This is a genomic window from uncultured Maribacter sp. (assembly GCF_947495965.1).
In the GTDB taxonomy this organism is placed as follows: domain Bacteria; phylum Bacteroidota; class Bacteroidia; order Flavobacteriales; family Flavobacteriaceae; genus Maribacter_B.
This window is the reverse complement of sequence record NZ_CANMBB010000010.1, coordinates 98,619-115,518: the sequence shown is the minus strand read 5'-3', so window position 1 is coordinate 115,518 and position 16,900 is coordinate 98,619. Positions and strand designations below refer to the sequence as shown.

The 16,900-nt window shown below is 32.0% G+C and carries 11 protein-coding genes; 2 read left to right on the top strand and 9 right to left on the bottom strand.

What is annotated here, in order from left to right; all coding sequences use genetic code 11:
* Positions 1 to 89 precede the first annotated feature (89 nt).
* On the bottom strand, positions 90 to 6,146 hold the full coding sequence (locus Q0820_RS15875) for a Calx-beta domain-containing protein (RefSeq protein WP_298489100.1): 6,057 nt from the start codon (positions 6,144 to 6,146) through the stop codon (positions 90 to 92).
* Between the two features lie 560 nt (positions 6,147 to 6,706).
* Between Q0820_RS15875 and Q0820_RS15870 the strand changes: the two genes are divergently transcribed.
* On the top strand, positions 6,707 to 8,050 hold the full coding sequence (locus Q0820_RS15870) for an NAD(P)/FAD-dependent oxidoreductase (protein ID WP_298489098.1): 1,344 nt from the start codon (positions 6,707 to 6,709) through the stop codon (positions 8,048 to 8,050).
* Between the two features lie 72 nt (positions 8,051 to 8,122).
* On the opposite strand, the gene Q0820_RS15865 is transcribed toward Q0820_RS15870, so the two are convergent.
* A complete protein-coding gene (locus Q0820_RS15865) occupies positions 8,123 to 8,902 on the bottom strand; it encodes a C4-type zinc ribbon domain-containing protein (protein WP_298489096.1) in 780 nt (259 codons plus the stop codon).
* A 2-nt stretch (positions 8,903 to 8,904) separates the two neighbouring features.
* On the bottom strand, positions 8,905 to 9,999 hold the full coding sequence (locus Q0820_RS15860) for a Nif3-like dinuclear metal center hexameric protein (RefSeq protein ID WP_298489094.1): 1,095 nt from the start codon (positions 9,997 to 9,999) through the stop codon (positions 8,905 to 8,907).
* Between the two features lie 53 nt (positions 10,000 to 10,052).
* On the opposite strand from Q0820_RS15860, the gene lpxK reads away from it, so the two are divergent.
* On the top strand, positions 10,053 to 11,060 hold the full coding sequence (gene lpxK, locus Q0820_RS15855; protein ID WP_298489092.1) for a tetraacyldisaccharide 4'-kinase: 1,008 nt from the start codon (positions 10,053 to 10,055) through the stop codon (positions 11,058 to 11,060).
* Here lpxK and Q0820_RS15850 read toward each other — a convergent pair.
* The 6 genes from Q0820_RS15850 to Q0820_RS15825 all read right to left on the bottom strand — a co-directional run bounded on the left by Q0820_RS15850 (position 11,047) and on the right by Q0820_RS15825 (position 16,898).
* A complete protein-coding gene (locus Q0820_RS15850; RefSeq protein WP_366941669.1) occupies positions 11,047 to 13,260 on the bottom strand; it encodes an ATP-binding protein in 2,214 nt (737 codons plus the stop codon). The genes lpxK and Q0820_RS15850 overlap by 14 nt on opposite strands.
* Complete coding sequence (gap, locus tag Q0820_RS15845; RefSeq protein ID WP_298489090.1) at positions 13,257 to 14,267, bottom strand: type I glyceraldehyde-3-phosphate dehydrogenase; 1,011 nt, start codon at positions 14,265 to 14,267, stop codon at positions 13,257 to 13,259. The genes Q0820_RS15850 and gap overlap by 4 nt, the downstream gene beginning before the upstream one ends.
* 25 nt (positions 14,268 to 14,292) lie before the next feature.
* Entirely contained in the window at positions 14,293 to 15,168 is an 876-nt protein-coding gene (gene lipA / locus Q0820_RS15840; protein ID WP_121069198.1) for a lipoyl synthase, read from the bottom strand.
* Positions 15,169 to 15,254: 86 nt separating this feature from the next.
* Complete coding sequence (locus Q0820_RS15835; RefSeq protein ID WP_298489087.1) at positions 15,255 to 15,812, bottom strand: sigma-70 family RNA polymerase sigma factor; 558 nt, start codon at positions 15,810 to 15,812, stop codon at positions 15,255 to 15,257.
* Positions 15,813 to 15,855: 43 nt separating this feature from the next.
* Positions 15,856 to 16,065, bottom strand: coding sequence for a membrane or secreted protein (locus tag Q0820_RS15830; RefSeq protein WP_298489086.1), 210 nt, complete (start codon positions 16,063 to 16,065; stop codon positions 15,856 to 15,858).
* 74 nt (positions 16,066 to 16,139) lie between these two features.
* Positions 16,140 to 16,898: an anti-sigma factor gene (locus Q0820_RS15825; protein ID WP_298489084.1), complete on the bottom strand. Its 759-nt coding sequence runs from the start codon at positions 16,896 to 16,898 to the stop codon at positions 16,140 to 16,142.
* Positions 16,899 to 16,900: the final 2 nt, after the last annotated feature.

Genomic DNA, 16,900 nt, shown 5'->3' with positions numbered 1-16,900 from the left:
TTAACCCTTTTTTTATCGGGGTTTGGTAAATGTTTTTAACTAAAAAAGGAGGACTAAGTTCCTCCTTTTTTAGTTTTTATTATTATTGATTATTCTGTTCCTAAATATATGTAACCATTAATTGGTTTTAATTCTCTATTAGTTATATTAATAATGTAATAGTAGGTACCAGCTGGTAATACTCCTGATTTTCCAAAAGAACCGTTTGGAGCAAAACCACCCCAGTCATTCTCATAATTTTCAGATTCAAAGACTTTTTTACCCCATCTATTAAATAGCAATACATGGAATTCAAAATCACAATTTTCTACCCCGGTTATGGTAAATAAGTCATTAATACCATCTCCGTTAACAGTTACTGCTTTAGAAACAGCAATATCTTTTACCCCACAAGGAACACAGTCTGCATTAACGTTTATAGTATATTCTGCATAGAATTTACAAGAAGTATCTATAGATGAGTAAGAAATAATATATTCTCCTACTTCAAAATTAATTGGGTCAAAATAACTTCCATTTAAAGTTGCGTTTCTACTTATTACTTCAAAAAATCCATTAATGTCAAAGCTCTCTGGTAAATAGTTTATTAAATCTATTTCTGAATCTTCAATACAAATATCAATAGTTATTAATTCTTCTTGTGGCTGCATTACAAATATTATTTGTTCAAATGTTTCCATGTTATCACAAGAATCGGTAACATTCCAAGTTCTTACAATCATATAGTCATCTGTATCTGTAGAGAATTGCTCTTCTTCTGTAAATACTACATTAAAATCTCCACAACCACCCATAAATTCAAGAGCAGGAACTTCAGGAATATCCTCACCACAAGTAATTGTAATTTCTTGATCATAGTTACTTGCTGTAATAGGACCTGTAGGTTCTATAGTAATAGTTTGCGTATGTGTATTTTCATTACCTGCACAATCCTGTGCGGTCCAAGTTCTAGTTATAATATAACCTGTAGAGCAGTTTCTATCATTTGTAGCAGTTTCATTATAAGTTACTGTAGCATTAGCATCACAATTATCTGCAATTGTTAAGGCTTCTGCATCAGGAACTGCATTACAAGTAACTGTAATGTTTTGCGGTAATATTTCTACAAAAGTTGGTGCTGTAGTATCTTCTACAGTAATAGTTTGTGTATGTGTACGAATATTACCTACACAGTCTGTTACAGTCCAAGTTCTTGTAATTGTATATTCTGATGGACAAGAATCGTCCTGACCAGTTATATTTTCTACAACATCTACGGTGTACGCACAATCTTTTGCATTCAATACAATTGTCTCAATTGCTGGGATAGTATCGCAACTAACTGTTTCGTCATTCGGGAAATCTGCGTCACTATCATTATCATTAATAGTACCAGTTGCTGTGTTTGTTGGTTGTCCGTTTACAAATTCAATTCCAATGTTAGAAACAATATTAGAAAGTACCACTGTAAATTGTTCTTGATTTTCTACTAAAATATCATCTATTATTGGTACTTGAATATTAAACGATTTAACCGTTGGTTCAAAAGTTATTGTTCCAGATGTTTCTGTAAAATCATTAGGACTTATAGCTGTTCCAACAGCGGTAGTATAATCCACAGTTACGTTCTCTCCAATATTTCCTGTTAAGGTAACATTGAAAATCGCATAATCATCTGTACCCTCAGTAACAATTACTTCTGTTTGCGTAAATTGGATTCCGTCGCCTGCGTTAGAATCATCATTATTGATATTACCAGTAGCAGAGTTAGAAGAGTTTCCATCTACAAATCCGGTAGTAAAACCGTTTGCAGTAGTAATATTGTTTAAAAGAACAGTAAAGTTCTCATCCGCTTCAATGTTAGTGTCTTCTGTTACTTGTACTACTATGGTTGTAGCTTGATTTCCAGACGTAAATTGTAGGGTACCAGAATTACTTTCATAATCAGAAGCATCAAGTGCAGTTCCGTCTACGGTAGAATAATCTACAGAAACTGTTTCTCCCGCAGGAATAGTACCAGAATAAGTAACATTAAAAGTAAGAGATACATTATCCGCAGCAACATTTCCTTCATCTTCAGAAATAGTAACATTAGAAAAAGCGATACCATCCCCAGCTCCAGCATTATCATCATTATTGATATTACCAGTAGCAGAGTTAGAAGAGTTTCCATCTACAAATCCAGTAGTAAAACCGTTTGCAGTAGTAATATTATTTAAAAGAACAGTAAAGTTTTCATCAGACTCAATGTTAGTGTCTTCTGTTACTTGTACCACTATGGTTGTAGCTTGGTTTCCAGACGTAAATTGTAGGGTACCAGAATTACTTTCATAATCAGAAGCATCAAGCGCAGTTCCGTCTACGGTAGAATAATCTACAGAAACTGTTTCTCCAGCAGGAATAGTACCTGAATAAGTAACATTAAAAGTAAGAGATACATTATCCGCAGCAACATTTCCTTCATCTTCAGAAATAGTAACACTAGAAAAAGCGATACCATCACCAGCTCCAGCATTATCATCATTATTGATATTACCAGTAGCAGAATTAGAAGAGTTTCCATCTACAAACCCGGTAGTAAAACCGTTTGCAGTAGTAATATTATTTAAAAGAACAGTAAAGTTCTCGTCAGACTCAATGTTAGTGTCTTCTGTTACTTGTACCACTATGGTTGTAACTTGGTTTCCAGACGTAAATTGTAGGGTACCAGAATTACTTTCATAATCGGAAGCATCAATTGCAGTTCCGTCAACGGTAGTATAATCTACAGAAACTGTTTCTCCCGCAGGAATAGTACCAGAATAGGTAACATTAAAAGTAAGTGATACATTATCTGCAGCAACATTTCCTTCATCTTCAGAAATAGTAACACTAGAAAAAGCGATACCATCTCCAGCTCCAGCATTATCATCATTATTGATGTTACCAGTAGCAGAATTAGAAGAGTTCCCATCTACAAAACCTGTAGTAAAACCGTTTGCGGTAGTAATATTGTTTAAAAGCACAGTAAAGTTCTCGTCAGACTCAATGTTAGTGTCTTCTGTTACTTGTACCACTATGGTTGAAGCTTGGTTTCCAGACGTAAATTGTAGGGTACCAGAATTACTTTCATAATCAGAAGTATCAAGCGCAGTTCCGTCTACGGTAGTATAATCTACAGAAACTGTTTCTCCCGCAGGAATAGTACCAGAATAAGTAACATTAAAAGTAAGTGTTACATTATCCGCAGCAACATTTCCTTCTAAAGTATTAACTATAGCTTGAGAAAAAGCGATACCATCACCAGCACCAGCATTATCATCATTATTGATATTACCAGTAGCAGAGTTAGAAGAGTTTCTATCTACAAATCCGGTAGTAAAACCGTTTGCGGTAGTAATATTATTTAAAAGCACGGTAAAGTTCTCATCCGCTTCAATGTTAGTGTCTTCTGTTACTTGTACCACTATGGTTGTAGCTTGGTTTCCAGATGTAAATTGTAGGGTACCAGAATTACTTTCATAATCAGAAGCATCAAGCGCAGTTCCGTCTACGGTAGAATAATCTACAGAAACTGTTTCTCCCGCAGGAATAGTACCAGAATAGGTAACATTAAAAGTAAGCGTTACATTATCCGCAGCAACATTTCCTTCATCTTCAGAAATAGTAACATTAGAAAAAGCGATACCATCTCCAGGAGCAGCATTGTCATCATCATTAATAATTGCAGTAGCAGAGTTGGAGCTAATTGTAACTCCAGAATAAGATACATTACTAATTTGAGCAATTATAGTTTCATTGCCTTCAATTACGCTATCTTGAGTTGTTGGTATATTAATAGTACCAGTTGTGGCTCCATTAGCAATAGTAATTGTTGCATTAACAGGTACAGCGGTATAATCTGTTCCAGAAGTTGCAGAACCAGTAGTTAGGTCGGCAAAGTCTACAGTAATAGCAGTACCAGTATTGTTTACTGTAGAGAGCGTTGCGGTAAATATTACAGCATTACCTTCAGTTGAATTGGTTGCAGAAAGCGCTATAGTTGCATTTTCATCATCGGTAATTGTTATTACAGCTGGGTCTCTTGAAAATATAATGTTAGCAGCTACTGCATTTGTTGTTGGTGTAGTTGGTAAAACACCAGTATAAGAGGGGTTTACATGAAAGTTTTCAGAGTTTTCAAGTGAAGTATCATTAGTAATAGTAAGGGATACTGTCTCCGTTTCTCCATCAGTACCAGTAAAATTAAGTGTTGTTGTGCCAACAGCATTAAAATCATTAGGAGAAGTAGCGGTGTTATCCGATGTATTATAGGTAATATCAAAAGGATATTGAACTTCACCATCTAATATAAAAGTATAGTTAAAAGTGCCAACGGCTTCGTTTACTGTTCTGTCTTCTAGTATAATTGTGGCAGTATCATTATCATGAATACGAACCATGCCAGAACCTGCAATGCCAACACCAGAAATAGAACTATTATTTACGTTTTGTCTTATTTGCTCAGATGGTTCAGTAATATCATCATCAATAATTTGAAGAGGAACAAAAAACTCAGTATTTACTGGAGAGTTTGCAGGGAAAGTAATTGTTGTTATAGTTTCTATATAATCGCTTCCTTTAGTAGCGGTACCACCCCATGTTATTGGCCTTTCATCACCAATTGTAGAAAAATCTACTGTAAACTCTTCTTCTACACCAACAGCGCCCTCATGAGGAGATAAAAATACCCTTAATTGAATAGTACCTGCATCTTCAATAATATCATAATTTCCTGTAGAAACGGTTGCTTTGTCAGTATCTATTATAGTACCAACTCCTGTATTATTAATGGCAGTAGTACTATTATTAGGATCTGTAAATGTAACATTAAAAGTTTGGTTATTTTCAAACCAGTCATCATCTAACGCAGCAACATCAAAAGTTACACTACTAGCATTTGCAGGTAAGGTTATTGTAGACGGCCCAGTATAATCTGCATTAGTTGTTGTATTATTTGTATAGGATAAGTTAAAATTAATATCCGTATCTGAAGGGTCGTTAATAGAAATTGTGAAAGTCATGTTATTTCCTTCCTCTGCAGATGCATTGTCTATAGTAACACCAGGTTTAATATTTAGTGTAACAGTAGAAGTGTTACAAACAGAACTGTTAGGAGCAGGCAAACAAACTTGAACTTCAAAAACATCAGTACCGGTAAAACCTGGATCTGGAGTATAAGAAAAAGTTCCATCAGAATTTACAACTAAAGTACCATTAAAAGGAGGTACACTTGAGTGGTAACTATAATTAGAACCAGCAGGAACATTGTCATTAGCACCTACATCTCCATGAAAAATTGTTTCAAAATCAGGATTAAAAGTATCATCAACGGCATAGGTTTGCATTAAAAAAAATTTACCGTCGCCATGATCTGTAGTAGCACCAAGGTATTTTATAGATGTAATCGTTGATCCAACTGGAGCTATACTTGACAATTCATATAAAGCAACTCCAATAGGAGAACCAATATGTGTAACTCTACCACTATGCCAATAATCAGAAGTTGCTGTGTTAGGTGGTGATTGAGGTCCTGGACCTCCAAGGTGATTTCCATTATTTATAAATGTTGAGCCTAATAATTGCTCTGATCCACCGCCAGCAGGAATTCCATACATTTCAATATACAAACAGTTATTACCAGCTCTTTCAGTAACAGCTAAAATTCCATCTGGATTTGATGGTATACCTGGACTATAATTAATTGTTTGTACTTGTGCGTTTGTTGTAGCAACTTGGCTTGGGTCATTACAAAAATCTTCTCCATTATTATCAGCCTGAAAATAATAATTTAAGTTTAAAGATTGGTATGCAAGAATAGCTTCTGAATTCCAATTAGCACTATTACTTCCAGAGACTACATTAGTACCATCTCTAAATATATTATTTATGGAATGGCCTCCAGGACCTACAATATTTAATTCATAAGAGCTAGGAACAACAAATGTGCTGTATACAATACCATTTATTGTAATGTAATCTAAAGTTGCTGGATCGCTATTAGTTGTTTGTGTATCCTTCCAATTAAATGTAACTCCAGTTTTTATCCCTTGCGCAAAACTACTTGCACTAAAACAAAAGAATATAATGACTAATAAGGATGTTAAAAATAATTTAGAGTTTTGTTTAGTAGGAGTAAAGATTTCCATATGATTTGGTTATGTTGATAGTAAAAAAGTATTTTTAATGATTAAATATTTTTTACAACACTTTAGTTAACTTTAAAAACAGCATTCATTAAAGCGAAGTCAAAGAACGCTATTCGCTTGTCTATATTGCAGATATAATTGTTTAAGCCTTAACATTAATCGATGATGAACAAAATTGCCGATTAACCGATATTTTTTTCGGATGACTACTTTAAAATTGGAAATGCTGTTCGTCGATGAAGGGTTAAAAAGGTTCTTTAAATGGAAGGTTTTAAACGATAAAAAAAGAATGTTTTAAGCGAATTATCAAGATAAAAAATTACAAAAAATATTATTTAACTTATATATTTTGTGCTTTAAAACAATAAATAATGTAAGTAATTACTTTAATTTTTGATTTATATCATTAATTAAATGTTGTAAATAAAACAAAATAGCGGTAATGTTTTAGAGTTTAGTTTTTAATCTAGTGCTAATGTATCCTATTCATTTATATTAAAAGAAGCAATTTATTATTTGCTATTTTTGTAGACAACTTAAAAATTAACATAAAAACATTTATGTCTCATTCTAAGAAAAAAATCGCGATAATTGGATCCGGTTTAGTAGGTTCTTTGTTAGCTATTTATTTAAGAAAATACGGGCATGATATTACGGTTTTTGATAGACGACCAGATATTAGAAACGTAAAATTTTCTGGGCGTTCTATAAATCTTGCAATGAGTAATAGAGGTTGGAAGGCCTTACATGAAGTTGGTATAGATGAAGAAATAAAAAAAATTGCAATACCTCTTAATAAAAGAGCTATGCATGTTATAGGAAAGCCTCTTTATTTTCAGAATTATGGTAAAGAAAATGAAGCTATTTGGTCAATTTCTAGAGGGGTTTTAAATAGAAGAATGATTGATTTGGCTGAAGCCTCCGGAGTAGTTTTTAAGTTTGAAGAGAAAGTGTGGGATGTAGACTTACCTTCTGCAGAACTATTTACTGGTGCTACAGAAAAAGGGGAGTGGAAGTCTTATAAATATGACTTAATTTTTGGTTGTGATGGCGCTTTCTCTCGTGTTAGGCATAAAATGCAACGAAGAAGTAGGTTTGATTATTCTCAAGATTTTATAGATGTTGGTTATAAAGAACTTACCATATTACCAAATGCTGACGGAACGCATAAGCTTGATAAAAATTCTTTTCATATTTGGCCTAGAGGCAATTTTATGTTTATTGCCATGCCTAATTTAGACGGTAGTTTTACATGTACTCTTTTTATGCCTTTTGAAGGAGAAGTATCTTTTGAAAAGATTAAAACAAAAAAAGAAGCAAAAGACTTTTTTACTACTTATTTTCCTAATGTAATGCATGACATTGAAAATTTAACACAAGACTTTTTTAATAACCCAACAAGTGCAATGGTAACTATGAAATGTTACCCTTGGACGTATTGGGATAAAGTAGCTTTAGTGGGAGATTCTGCGCATGCTATTGTCCCCTTTTACGGTCAGGGTATGAATGCAGGTTTTGAAGATATTTTTGTTTTAAATAAGCTCATACAAGAGAATAAAGACAATTGGGGAACGATATTTAAAAAATATCAAGAAACTAGAAAACCAAATGCCGATGCAATAGCAGAACTTAGCTATCGTAATTTTATGGAAATGAGTCATAAAACAGCAGATTCAATGTTCCTGTTACAAAAGAAGATTGAAAAACATTTTGCAAGTCTGCATCCTGAAAAGTGGATTCCAGTATATTCTAGAGTAACTTTTTCTGATAAACCTTATGCAGATGCTTTAGCTTATGGAGATAAGCAAGAAACTATAATGCAAGAAGTAATGAAAATACCTAATATTGAGACTATTTGGGATAGCGCAATGGTTGAAAATAGAATTTTAGAGCTTCTTTCTTAATAATGAGAAGATATTGTAAAAAAGAAAAGCCATCTATGAAAGACGGCTTTTCTTTTTATTGGTGTTTGCTAATTAAAGTTTAGCAAATAATTTTCCCATTTTTACAGCTTCTTCTTCTGCTAAAACTGGGTCTACTAATATTCTACCACTGTGCTCATCTGTAATAATTTTTTTACGAGAAGCAATCTCTACCTGTACCTGTGGAGGAATAGTAAAGAAAGAACCTCCAGATGCACCTCTTTCAATAGGCACTACTGCTAAACCATTTTTTACATTAGTTCTAATACGAGCGTATGCTTTTACCAAACGGTCTTCAATTTTTCCTTGGTATTTTTCAGATTCTTCTAAAAGCGCTTTTTCTTCTTTCTCAGTTTCCGCTAAAATTGCATTTAATTCACTTTTCTTATGCTTAAGGTGTGCATCTCTTTGAGATAAACGCTCTTTAGTTTCAGAAATAACCAGTTTCTTTTGCTCTATTTGAGCTTTAAATTCTTTGATGTTCTTTTCTGCAAGTTGAATTTCTAATTCTTGAAATTCTAATTCCTTACTAATAGAGTTAAATTCTCTACTATTACGAACATTTTTTTGTTGCTCAGCGTACTTTTTAATTAAAGTTTTTGCTTCTTCAATTAAATTCTTTTTTGCACCAATTTCAAAATTGACAGTTTCAACATCTGTTTTTAACTTGTCCAGTCTTGTTTTAAGGCCTAGTACGTCATCTTCCAAATCTTCTACCTCTAATGGTAACTCTCCTCGAACATTACGAATCTCGTCAACTCTAGAATCAATTAATTGCAAATCATACAATGCTCTTAACTTATCTTCTACCGTAGCTTCTGCTTTTTTTGCCATATTTATAAATACTTGATTGGATTTGTTATACTTTCCGATAAATGGATTGCAAAATTAGGGATTTTTTTTGTAAGATAATCAACTAAAAGGTTTTTTGTAAACTGCTCAGTTTCATAGTGTCCAATGTCTGCAATCACAATTTTACTTTCTGCCTGATAAAATTCATGGTATTTTATATCAGATGAAATAAAAATTTGCGCTCCAGATTGCTTTGCCGCATTAATGGCAAATGCACCGCTACCCCCTAAAACAGCAACTTTAGAGATATTATTGCCTAAAAATTTAGAATGCCTAATTCCGGAAGCCGACATTTGTTTTTTTACAAAATTTAAGAAGTCTTTTTCTTTAGCAGGAGCCTTTAACTCTCCTACCATTCCCATTCCTATATTCTGATTTTTATTTTCTAAAGTGGTAATTTCATAGGCAACCTCTTCATAAGGGTGGGTTTTAAACAACGCATTTAGAACTTTTTCTTCTTTAGATTTAGAAAATGTAATGTTTATTTGTGCTTCTTTTTCATAATGAGTTTTACCAACTTCTCCTAAAACAGGATTCGCATTTTCATTAGCTTTATAACTTCCAGTACCTTCTGTTGTAAAACTACAGTTGCTATAGTTGCCTATAGAACCAGCCCCCGCATTATATAGGGCTTCTTTTATAGTATCTATGGTATTAATAGGTGCATAGGTGGTTAGCTTTTTTATAGTGTCTTTTTGTGGAATTAAAATTTTAGTATTTTTTAATCCTAAAACTTCGCAAATTTTTGCATTTACACCAGCTTGGTTATTATCTAGTGCGGTATGCATACTATATATAGCAATGTTATGTTGTATTGCTTTTATAACTACTCTTTCTACGTAATTAGCTCCAGTTATTTTTTTTAAACCCTTAAAGATTATGGGATGAAAACTTACTATTAGGTTACATTTTTTAGTAATCGCTTCTTCTACAACATCTTCCAGAGTATCTAAAGTAACAAGTATTCCTGTTACATTAGTATTTTTGTCTCCAACTAATAAACCTACATTGTCAAAACTTTCTGCATAATTTAGTGGTGCAAATTCTTCTAATATAGTAGTTATTTCTTTAACAATCATTTTTAATTGGGATTATAAGGTTATCAAAGATAAAATATTATATTTTCGTTCTAATGCAACTACTCAGAAAATTACTTTTTCCTGTTTCTTTACTATATGCTTTAGCAGTATATACGCGTAATTGGTTTTATGATATCGGTATTTTTAAGTCTGAATCGTATAAAACACCCATTATTTGTATTGGAAACTTAAGTACAGGGGGGACTGGAAAAACTCCTATGATTGAGGCTTTATTGCGTTTGTTTACGCAAACCTATAAAATAGGAGTACTAAGTAGGGGTTATGGGCGTAAATCTAAAGGTTATTTATTGGCTACTAAGAATTCTACAGTAGAAGAACTAGGGGATGAGCCCTACCAGATATATTCTAAATTTCCAGAAATTACAATGGTGGTAGATGCCGATAGGCAAAATGGTATTGTTACTATGGAGTCTAAAAATACTTCAGATTTTATTTTGCTAGATGATGGTTTTCAACATAGAAAAGTTACACCAGGTTTTTCTATTCTCCTAACTACTTATGATAAATTATTTGTAGATGATTGGTATTTGCCTACTGGAAACTTAAGAGATAGTAAAAAAGAAGCAAAACGAGCATCTATTATTATTGTTACAAAGTGCCCAGATGATTTATCTAATAATGAGCAGCATAAGATTAAAAAAAGGTTGCAGAGGTATCCAAATCAAGAAGTTTTATTTGCTTACTTTGGTTATAACTCTATTCTAAAAGGAAATTTTAATACAGCTTCTTTAGAAGCGTTAAAGAGTAAAAAGATAACCTTAGTTACAGGTATTGCAAACCCAAAACCTTTGGAAAAATATTTAAGTAAACAAGAGATACAATTTGAGCATTTAAAATATACAGACCATCATTTTTTTACAGACTCTGAGATTAAGTTACTACAATCTAAAGAATGTATTATTACTACAGAAAAAGATTATGTTAGGTTAAAAGATAAAGTAAGTAATCTTAGTTATATTGAAGTATCTCATCTTTTTTTAAACAGAGGGGAAGATGAATTAATGAAACAAATAGAACTTTATTTGTCTAGGAATCGCTAATTTTTTTATCAAAAATATTCTCTCCTATTTTCTGGTAAAATACTTCGGGTTTAAATGGTTTTGTAACAACATCATTACAACCAGCAGCATAAAAACTCTCTAAACTATCATCTAAAGATATTGCTGTAAGTGCAATTATAGGGGTGTGTTTATTAAATTTCCTAATTTTAATGGTAGCTTCTTCTCCACTAATACCAGGCATATGAATATCCATTAAAATGGCATCATACGTATTATTTTTAGCCAAATCTATAGCTTCCATACCATTACTAGCAATATCACTAGTAATCTCTTTTTTGGTAAGCATTTTTTTGGTAATTACTTGGTTTATTTTATTATCCTCTACGATCATTAAATGCAAGCCTTTAAACTCATATTCTTTTTCTGTAATTTCAAAAGGAATATCGTCTACGATGGCATCTTTACTTTTTACAGTAACTTCAAAAAAGAAAGAACTACCATTACCTAATTCGCTTTCTAATTGTATTTTACTATCAAATAAACCTAGTAAACTTTTTACAATAGTTAGTCCTAGTCCTGTACCACCATATTCTCTATTAATTTGGATAGAACCTTGCTCAAAACCTTCAAAAATACTTTCCTGCATTTCTTTAGAAATACCAATACCATTATCTTCTACTTCAAAATATAAGGTAACATCATCCTCCATTTTTTTAAGTAATTTTGCAATTACTTTTACCTCTCCATTTTTAGTGAATTTAAGGGCATTACCAACAAGATTCATGAAAATTTGAGAGAGCTTAAGAGGATCACTCATTAAATGTCCAGGAATATCTTCATCGTATTGTAAAATAATTTTTGTGCTATTTTCTTTGGCACTTTGCTGTAAGGAGTCAATAACTTCTTTTAAAACCTTTTTAAGGTTAAACTCCATATTTAAAGGCTCTAATTTATCGGCATCAATTTTATTAATTTGCAAAATGTCATTAATAAAATTTAAAAGATAGTCACCAGAGAATTTTAGTGCTTTTAGGTGTTCTTTTTGGTTCTCACTAGGATTTTCCTCTAAAAGTAAATGGGTGAGCCCTGTTACAGCATATAGGGGTGTCCGGAGCTCATGACTAACTGTGGAAAGAAAATTAGTTTTAGCTTCCATAGCTTGTACGGCACCATCTCTTGCGGCTTGTAATTCTTTGTTTTTAGTCTGTAGTAAGTCGTTTGTTTTTAATTTGATTTGATTATTTCTATAAAGAGAAACAGCTAAAAGAGAAATTATGATTAAAAAGGCAGAAGTTAAAACTGCAGTAATTTCTGACCTATTAGCAGATTCATTTAGCTCTTCATTTAATTTTTCTAACCTATTAATTTCAGACGTTTTAAAATCGTCTCTAATTTTATCGGCAGTTTTTTGTTCTATTTTTAATTTGTCAATATTAAAAACAGAATCTTTTAGTACTACAAGTTTTTGACTTTGTTCTAATGCTAAACTAAATTCATTTTTCTTTTCATACGCAGTGGTTAATAGCTCTCTGGCTTCAAAAACTTCTTTACTAAATTCTTGTTTCTCAGCAAGTTTTAAAGCAGCTTCTCCGTTTGTTATACTTTCTTCAAATTTTTGAGTTTTAATATAAAGTTTAGTTAGCCCAATATGTGCTTTTGTAGCTAAATATTCTTTTTCAAAAACATCGGTATTTATAACTAAAGAGTTAAAGTTTTTAGAGGCATTTTCATATTTTTCTAAATTTAGATAAATGTCTCCTTCTGCTAATAAGATATGATTAAAGAAATTACGATCGTTATTTAACTGCTTTGCTTCATTTAACATAAAAATTGCTTGAAAATTTTTATTGTTTCTGTATAGCACTAAAGCTTCAATAAATTTATGAATGGCATCTCCGTATGGATATTCTATATCTTTTAACAAAACTTCGGCTCTGTCCCAATAGAAAAGAGTAGTTTCTTCGTTGTCTAATTTTAAGTATAATTGAGAAAATTCGTGGTAACTATCTATTAAAGATTTTACATCTTCATTTTTTTCTGCTTCTTCAGAAGCTTTATTTAATGCTTCTAAAGCCAAATCTATTTTATTTTGATTTTTTAATGTTCTGGCTAAATTGAAATAAGAAACAGCATCCTTTTCTTGTATAGAATCTTGCGAAAAAGAATACGAGTATACTAATAGCAATCCTATTAATAAAGATATTTTTTTAAGGTTTCTATATGTAGATAGAATATTCAAATGTAATTTTTACGAATCATTATATTAATTAGGTCTATTATTCTCGAGCTATAACCAGTTTCGTTATCATACCAACCAATAATTTTAACCATTTTTCCGATAACTGACGTCATCTGAGAATCAAACGTACAAGAATACGAACTATTGTTTATATCTATAGATACTATGGGGTCTTCAGTATAATAAACTATGTTTTTTAACGTGCTGTTCGATACTTTTTCAAAAGTATCATTAATTTCTTTAATATTTGTAAGCCTTTTTACATTAAATGTGATATCTGTAAGAGAGCCATTTGGGACGGGAACTCGAATGCCACAACCACCGATGACATTTTCTAGTTTTGGAAAAATCTTTGTTAAGGCTTTTGCAGCACCGGTTGTTGTTGGAACAATAGATTGTCCGGCAGCTCTTGCTCTTCTTAAATCGTTATGGGGTTGGTCATGTAAACTTTGGTCCGAGGTATAAGAATGTATCGTAGTAATATATGCTTGTTCTATACCACAAAGTTCCTCTATAACCTTTATCATTGGAGCAGCATTATTTGTAGTACAAGATGCGTTAGATATGATATGGTCGTTATTAGTAAGCGAACTTTCATTAATGCCGCAAACAATCATTTTAATAGAATCTTCTTCTGGGGGTACAGATAAAATTACTTTTTTAGCACCATTAGATATATGAAAATCTAAATCTTTTTTGGATTTAAATTTCCCCGTAGATTCTATAACAAGATCAACAGCTTGGTCTTTCCAGTTAATATCTTTTGGATGGTTGTTATTAAAGAGCTTTATATATTGTTCTCCAATAATAATATGATCTTGGTTATGGCTTATATTTTCATGAAATACACCATGAATACTATCATATTTTAAAAGATGTGCTAGTGTTCTTGCATCTGCAAGGTCATTAATAGCAACTACCTCTAAATGGTTATGTTGGTTTAATAATCTACAAACGGTTCTTCCAATTCTTCCAAAACCATTAATGCCAATTTTTATTTTTTTCATGGAAAAAATAAACTCTTAAAGAAAGTTAGTTTATGTGTTTGTGAGCCTTGTAAGAAGACCTTACTAATGCGCCACTTTCTACATGTCTAAAACCCATTTTTAAACCAATTTCTTCATACTTCTTAAATTGTTCTGGGAGTATAAATTGTTGAACAGGTAGGTGTTTTTTAGTAGGTTGTAAATATTGCCCAATAGTAACAACATCTACTTTAGCATTTCTTAAGTCCTCCATTGTTTGGATTACTTCTTCTTCTAACTCTCCTAAACCTAACATAATACCAGATTTTGTTCTGTTTATGCCATTTTCTCTTAAGTATCTTAATACTTCAAGACTCCTTTCGTATTTAGCTTGTATTCTTACCTCTCTAGTTAGTCTTTTTACAGTTTCCATGTTATGAGAAACAACTTCTGGAGAAACTTCTATAATACGATCTAAATGTCTTTCAATACCTTGAAAATCTGGAATTAAGGTTTCTAAGGTTGTGGTAGGGTTCATTCTACGAATAGCTTTCACCGTTTCTGCCCATATTATTGAGCCCATATCCTTTAGGTCATCTCTATCTACAGATGTAATAACGGCATGTTTAATGCTCATTATTTTTATAGAACGAGCAACTTTCTCAGGCTCGGACCAATCTACAGTTTCTGGTCTGCCGGTTTTTACACCACAAAAACCACAAGATCTTGTGCAAACATTTCCTAAAATCATGAAAGTGGCAGTGCCTTCTCCCCAACATTCGCCCATATTTGGACAACTACCAGAGGTGCAAATAGTATGTAGGTCATACTTGTCTACTAAGCCCCTTAACTGCGTGTATTTTTTACCTGTTGGTAATTTTACACGTAACCATTTTGGTTTTCCTTTTGGTGGCTTAACATGATTTATAGAATCTGTGCTCATAGGTAAATTTTATACAAATATACAAACTAAATTAAGGTGTTATACTTATAAACAAGCTTGGTAAACTTATTACATGAAAGTATATTTTATTTGTTTCGGGTAATAACTTCGGCCAATAATTTTTTTGCTCTTAAGAGTTTTACTTTCACATTATTAATTGGCTCATTTAATTGGGTAGCTATTGCAGCATAAGAAAGTTCATTAAAATATCTAAGATTAATAACTTCTTGGTAGTGCGGTTTTAATTTTTTTATATGCTGTAAAAGCGTTGCTAAATTCTGTTCTGTTATAAGTTGGTCTTCTGCAGAAGGAGCATCATCTAGAACTTTTTTGTAGTCTTCGTTATTATCCTTTACGTTTATGATATCTTTTTTTCTTTTTCTTAAAAGGTCTACATGTATGTTTTTAGAAATGGTAATTAACCATGTCTTAAACTTATAAGAAGAATCATAAGTGCTTAATTTGTCAAAAGCTTTAGAGAAAGTTTGTATGGTTATATCTTCTGCATCACTTTCGTTTTCGGTTCTTTTTAATTGAAAACCATAAACATCATTCCAAAAGATATGTAGTAATTTACTATAAGCAATTTGATTGCCTAATTTAGCTTTTTCTATAGTATTATTAATGGTTTGTTTGCTGTCCAAAACAGGGGGTTTAGATAATGACAGTTTATTTTATAACTTTTAACTACTGTAATTCTGGAGTAGCATCTTTTTTGCAATCTTGTTCGCTTGGTAATTTTCCGCACATTCCGCAAGCTTCCCCTTCTTTATTTAAAAATGGACTTTGACTAGCACAAGTGCCAGCAAATTTACCATCTTTTTTAGCCCATATTTTAATAGCAATTCCTGCAAAAGCAATGGAAAGAAGACCTATAGTAAGTAGTATCAACTTCATAAATAAATTTTTTACAAAGATATAAAAATAAAGCCCCAAAATGGGGCTTTATGAATACTTTATGAAGGGGATGGTTAATACGCGATATTAGCAACTATTTTGTTTGTAGTTGGACTTATATTACCACCTTTTGGTTCTATTGTTATATAACTAACTGCGTTGTCGGAATAGGGTAGTGCTGTTAATTTATCTTTACTAGCAGCTTCTTGTATTATTCCTAAATTTAACATTTCTCCATTTACCTCTGCCCACATTTGGTAACATTGGTCTTCAGGTAATTCAGGTAATTTACTAACGTTTATGTAAGATAATTTCTTTACAGGGTTTATGTAAGCAACGGCTTTTAAATCTCTAGCCATTTTATTACCTCTTACATTGTATTTTTTAGTCTGCGGATTGTTAAGAACAATAAATTGGTTTCTTACGTCTTCCAATTGTTGTCTCATATCTGCTTCTAATGTTTTTATTTTATTAGTAACAATAGTGTTTTCTTGCTGTAAATTCTGGTTTTGATTCCAGAAAAAATAAGAAGCACTAGCAAACATACAAGCAACAATACTTGCGGCAATTGCATATCTAAAAAATTGCTTACGACCAGAACGTTCTGATTTTATTCTAGCATGTATTTTTTCTTTAAGACCTTCGGGAGTTTTTATGGCATGTAATTTAGCATAAGTCTCTAAGTTGTCTTGTAACTCATCATAGGTTTTTTTTACCTCCGGATACATTGCTATATAACGCTCTACTTGCATAGATTCCATATCATTAGTAGAACCTAATAGATATTTTTCTAGAAGATCAGAATCTAAAAATATTTTTATCTTTTCTTTCATAA

Excerpts from the sequence above, each read along its gene's own strand:
- Q0820_RS15875 (WP_298489100.1), bottom strand. The coding sequence starts at position 6,146 with ATGGAAATCTTTACTCCTACTAAACAAAACTCTAAATTATTTTTAACA.
- Q0820_RS15870 (WP_298489098.1), top strand. The coding sequence starts at position 6,707 with ATGTCTCATTCTAAGAAAAAAATCGCGATAATTGGATCCGGTTTAGTA.
- Q0820_RS15865 (WP_298489096.1), bottom strand. The coding sequence starts at position 8,902 with ATGGCAAAAAAAGCAGAAGCTACGGTAGAAGATAAGTTAAGAGCATTG.
- Q0820_RS15860 (WP_298489094.1), bottom strand. The coding sequence starts at position 9,999 with ATGATTGTTAAAGAAATAACTACTATATTAGAAGAATTTGCACCACTA.
- lpxK (WP_298489092.1), top strand. The coding sequence starts at position 10,053 with ATGCAACTACTCAGAAAATTACTTTTTCCTGTTTCTTTACTATATGCT.
- gap (WP_298489090.1), bottom strand. The coding sequence starts at position 14,267 with ATGAAAAAAATAAAAATTGGCATTAATGGTTTTGGAAGAATTGGAAGA.
- lipA (WP_121069198.1), bottom strand. The coding sequence starts at position 15,168 with ATGAGCACAGATTCTATAAATCATGTTAAGCCACCAAAAGGAAAACCA.
- Q0820_RS15830 (WP_298489086.1), bottom strand. The coding sequence starts at position 16,065 with ATGAAGTTGATACTACTTACTATAGGTCTTCTTTCCATTGCTTTTGCA.
- Q0820_RS15825 (WP_298489084.1), bottom strand. The coding sequence starts at position 16,898 with ATGAAAGAAAAGATAAAAATATTTTTAGATTCTGATCTTCTAGAAAAA.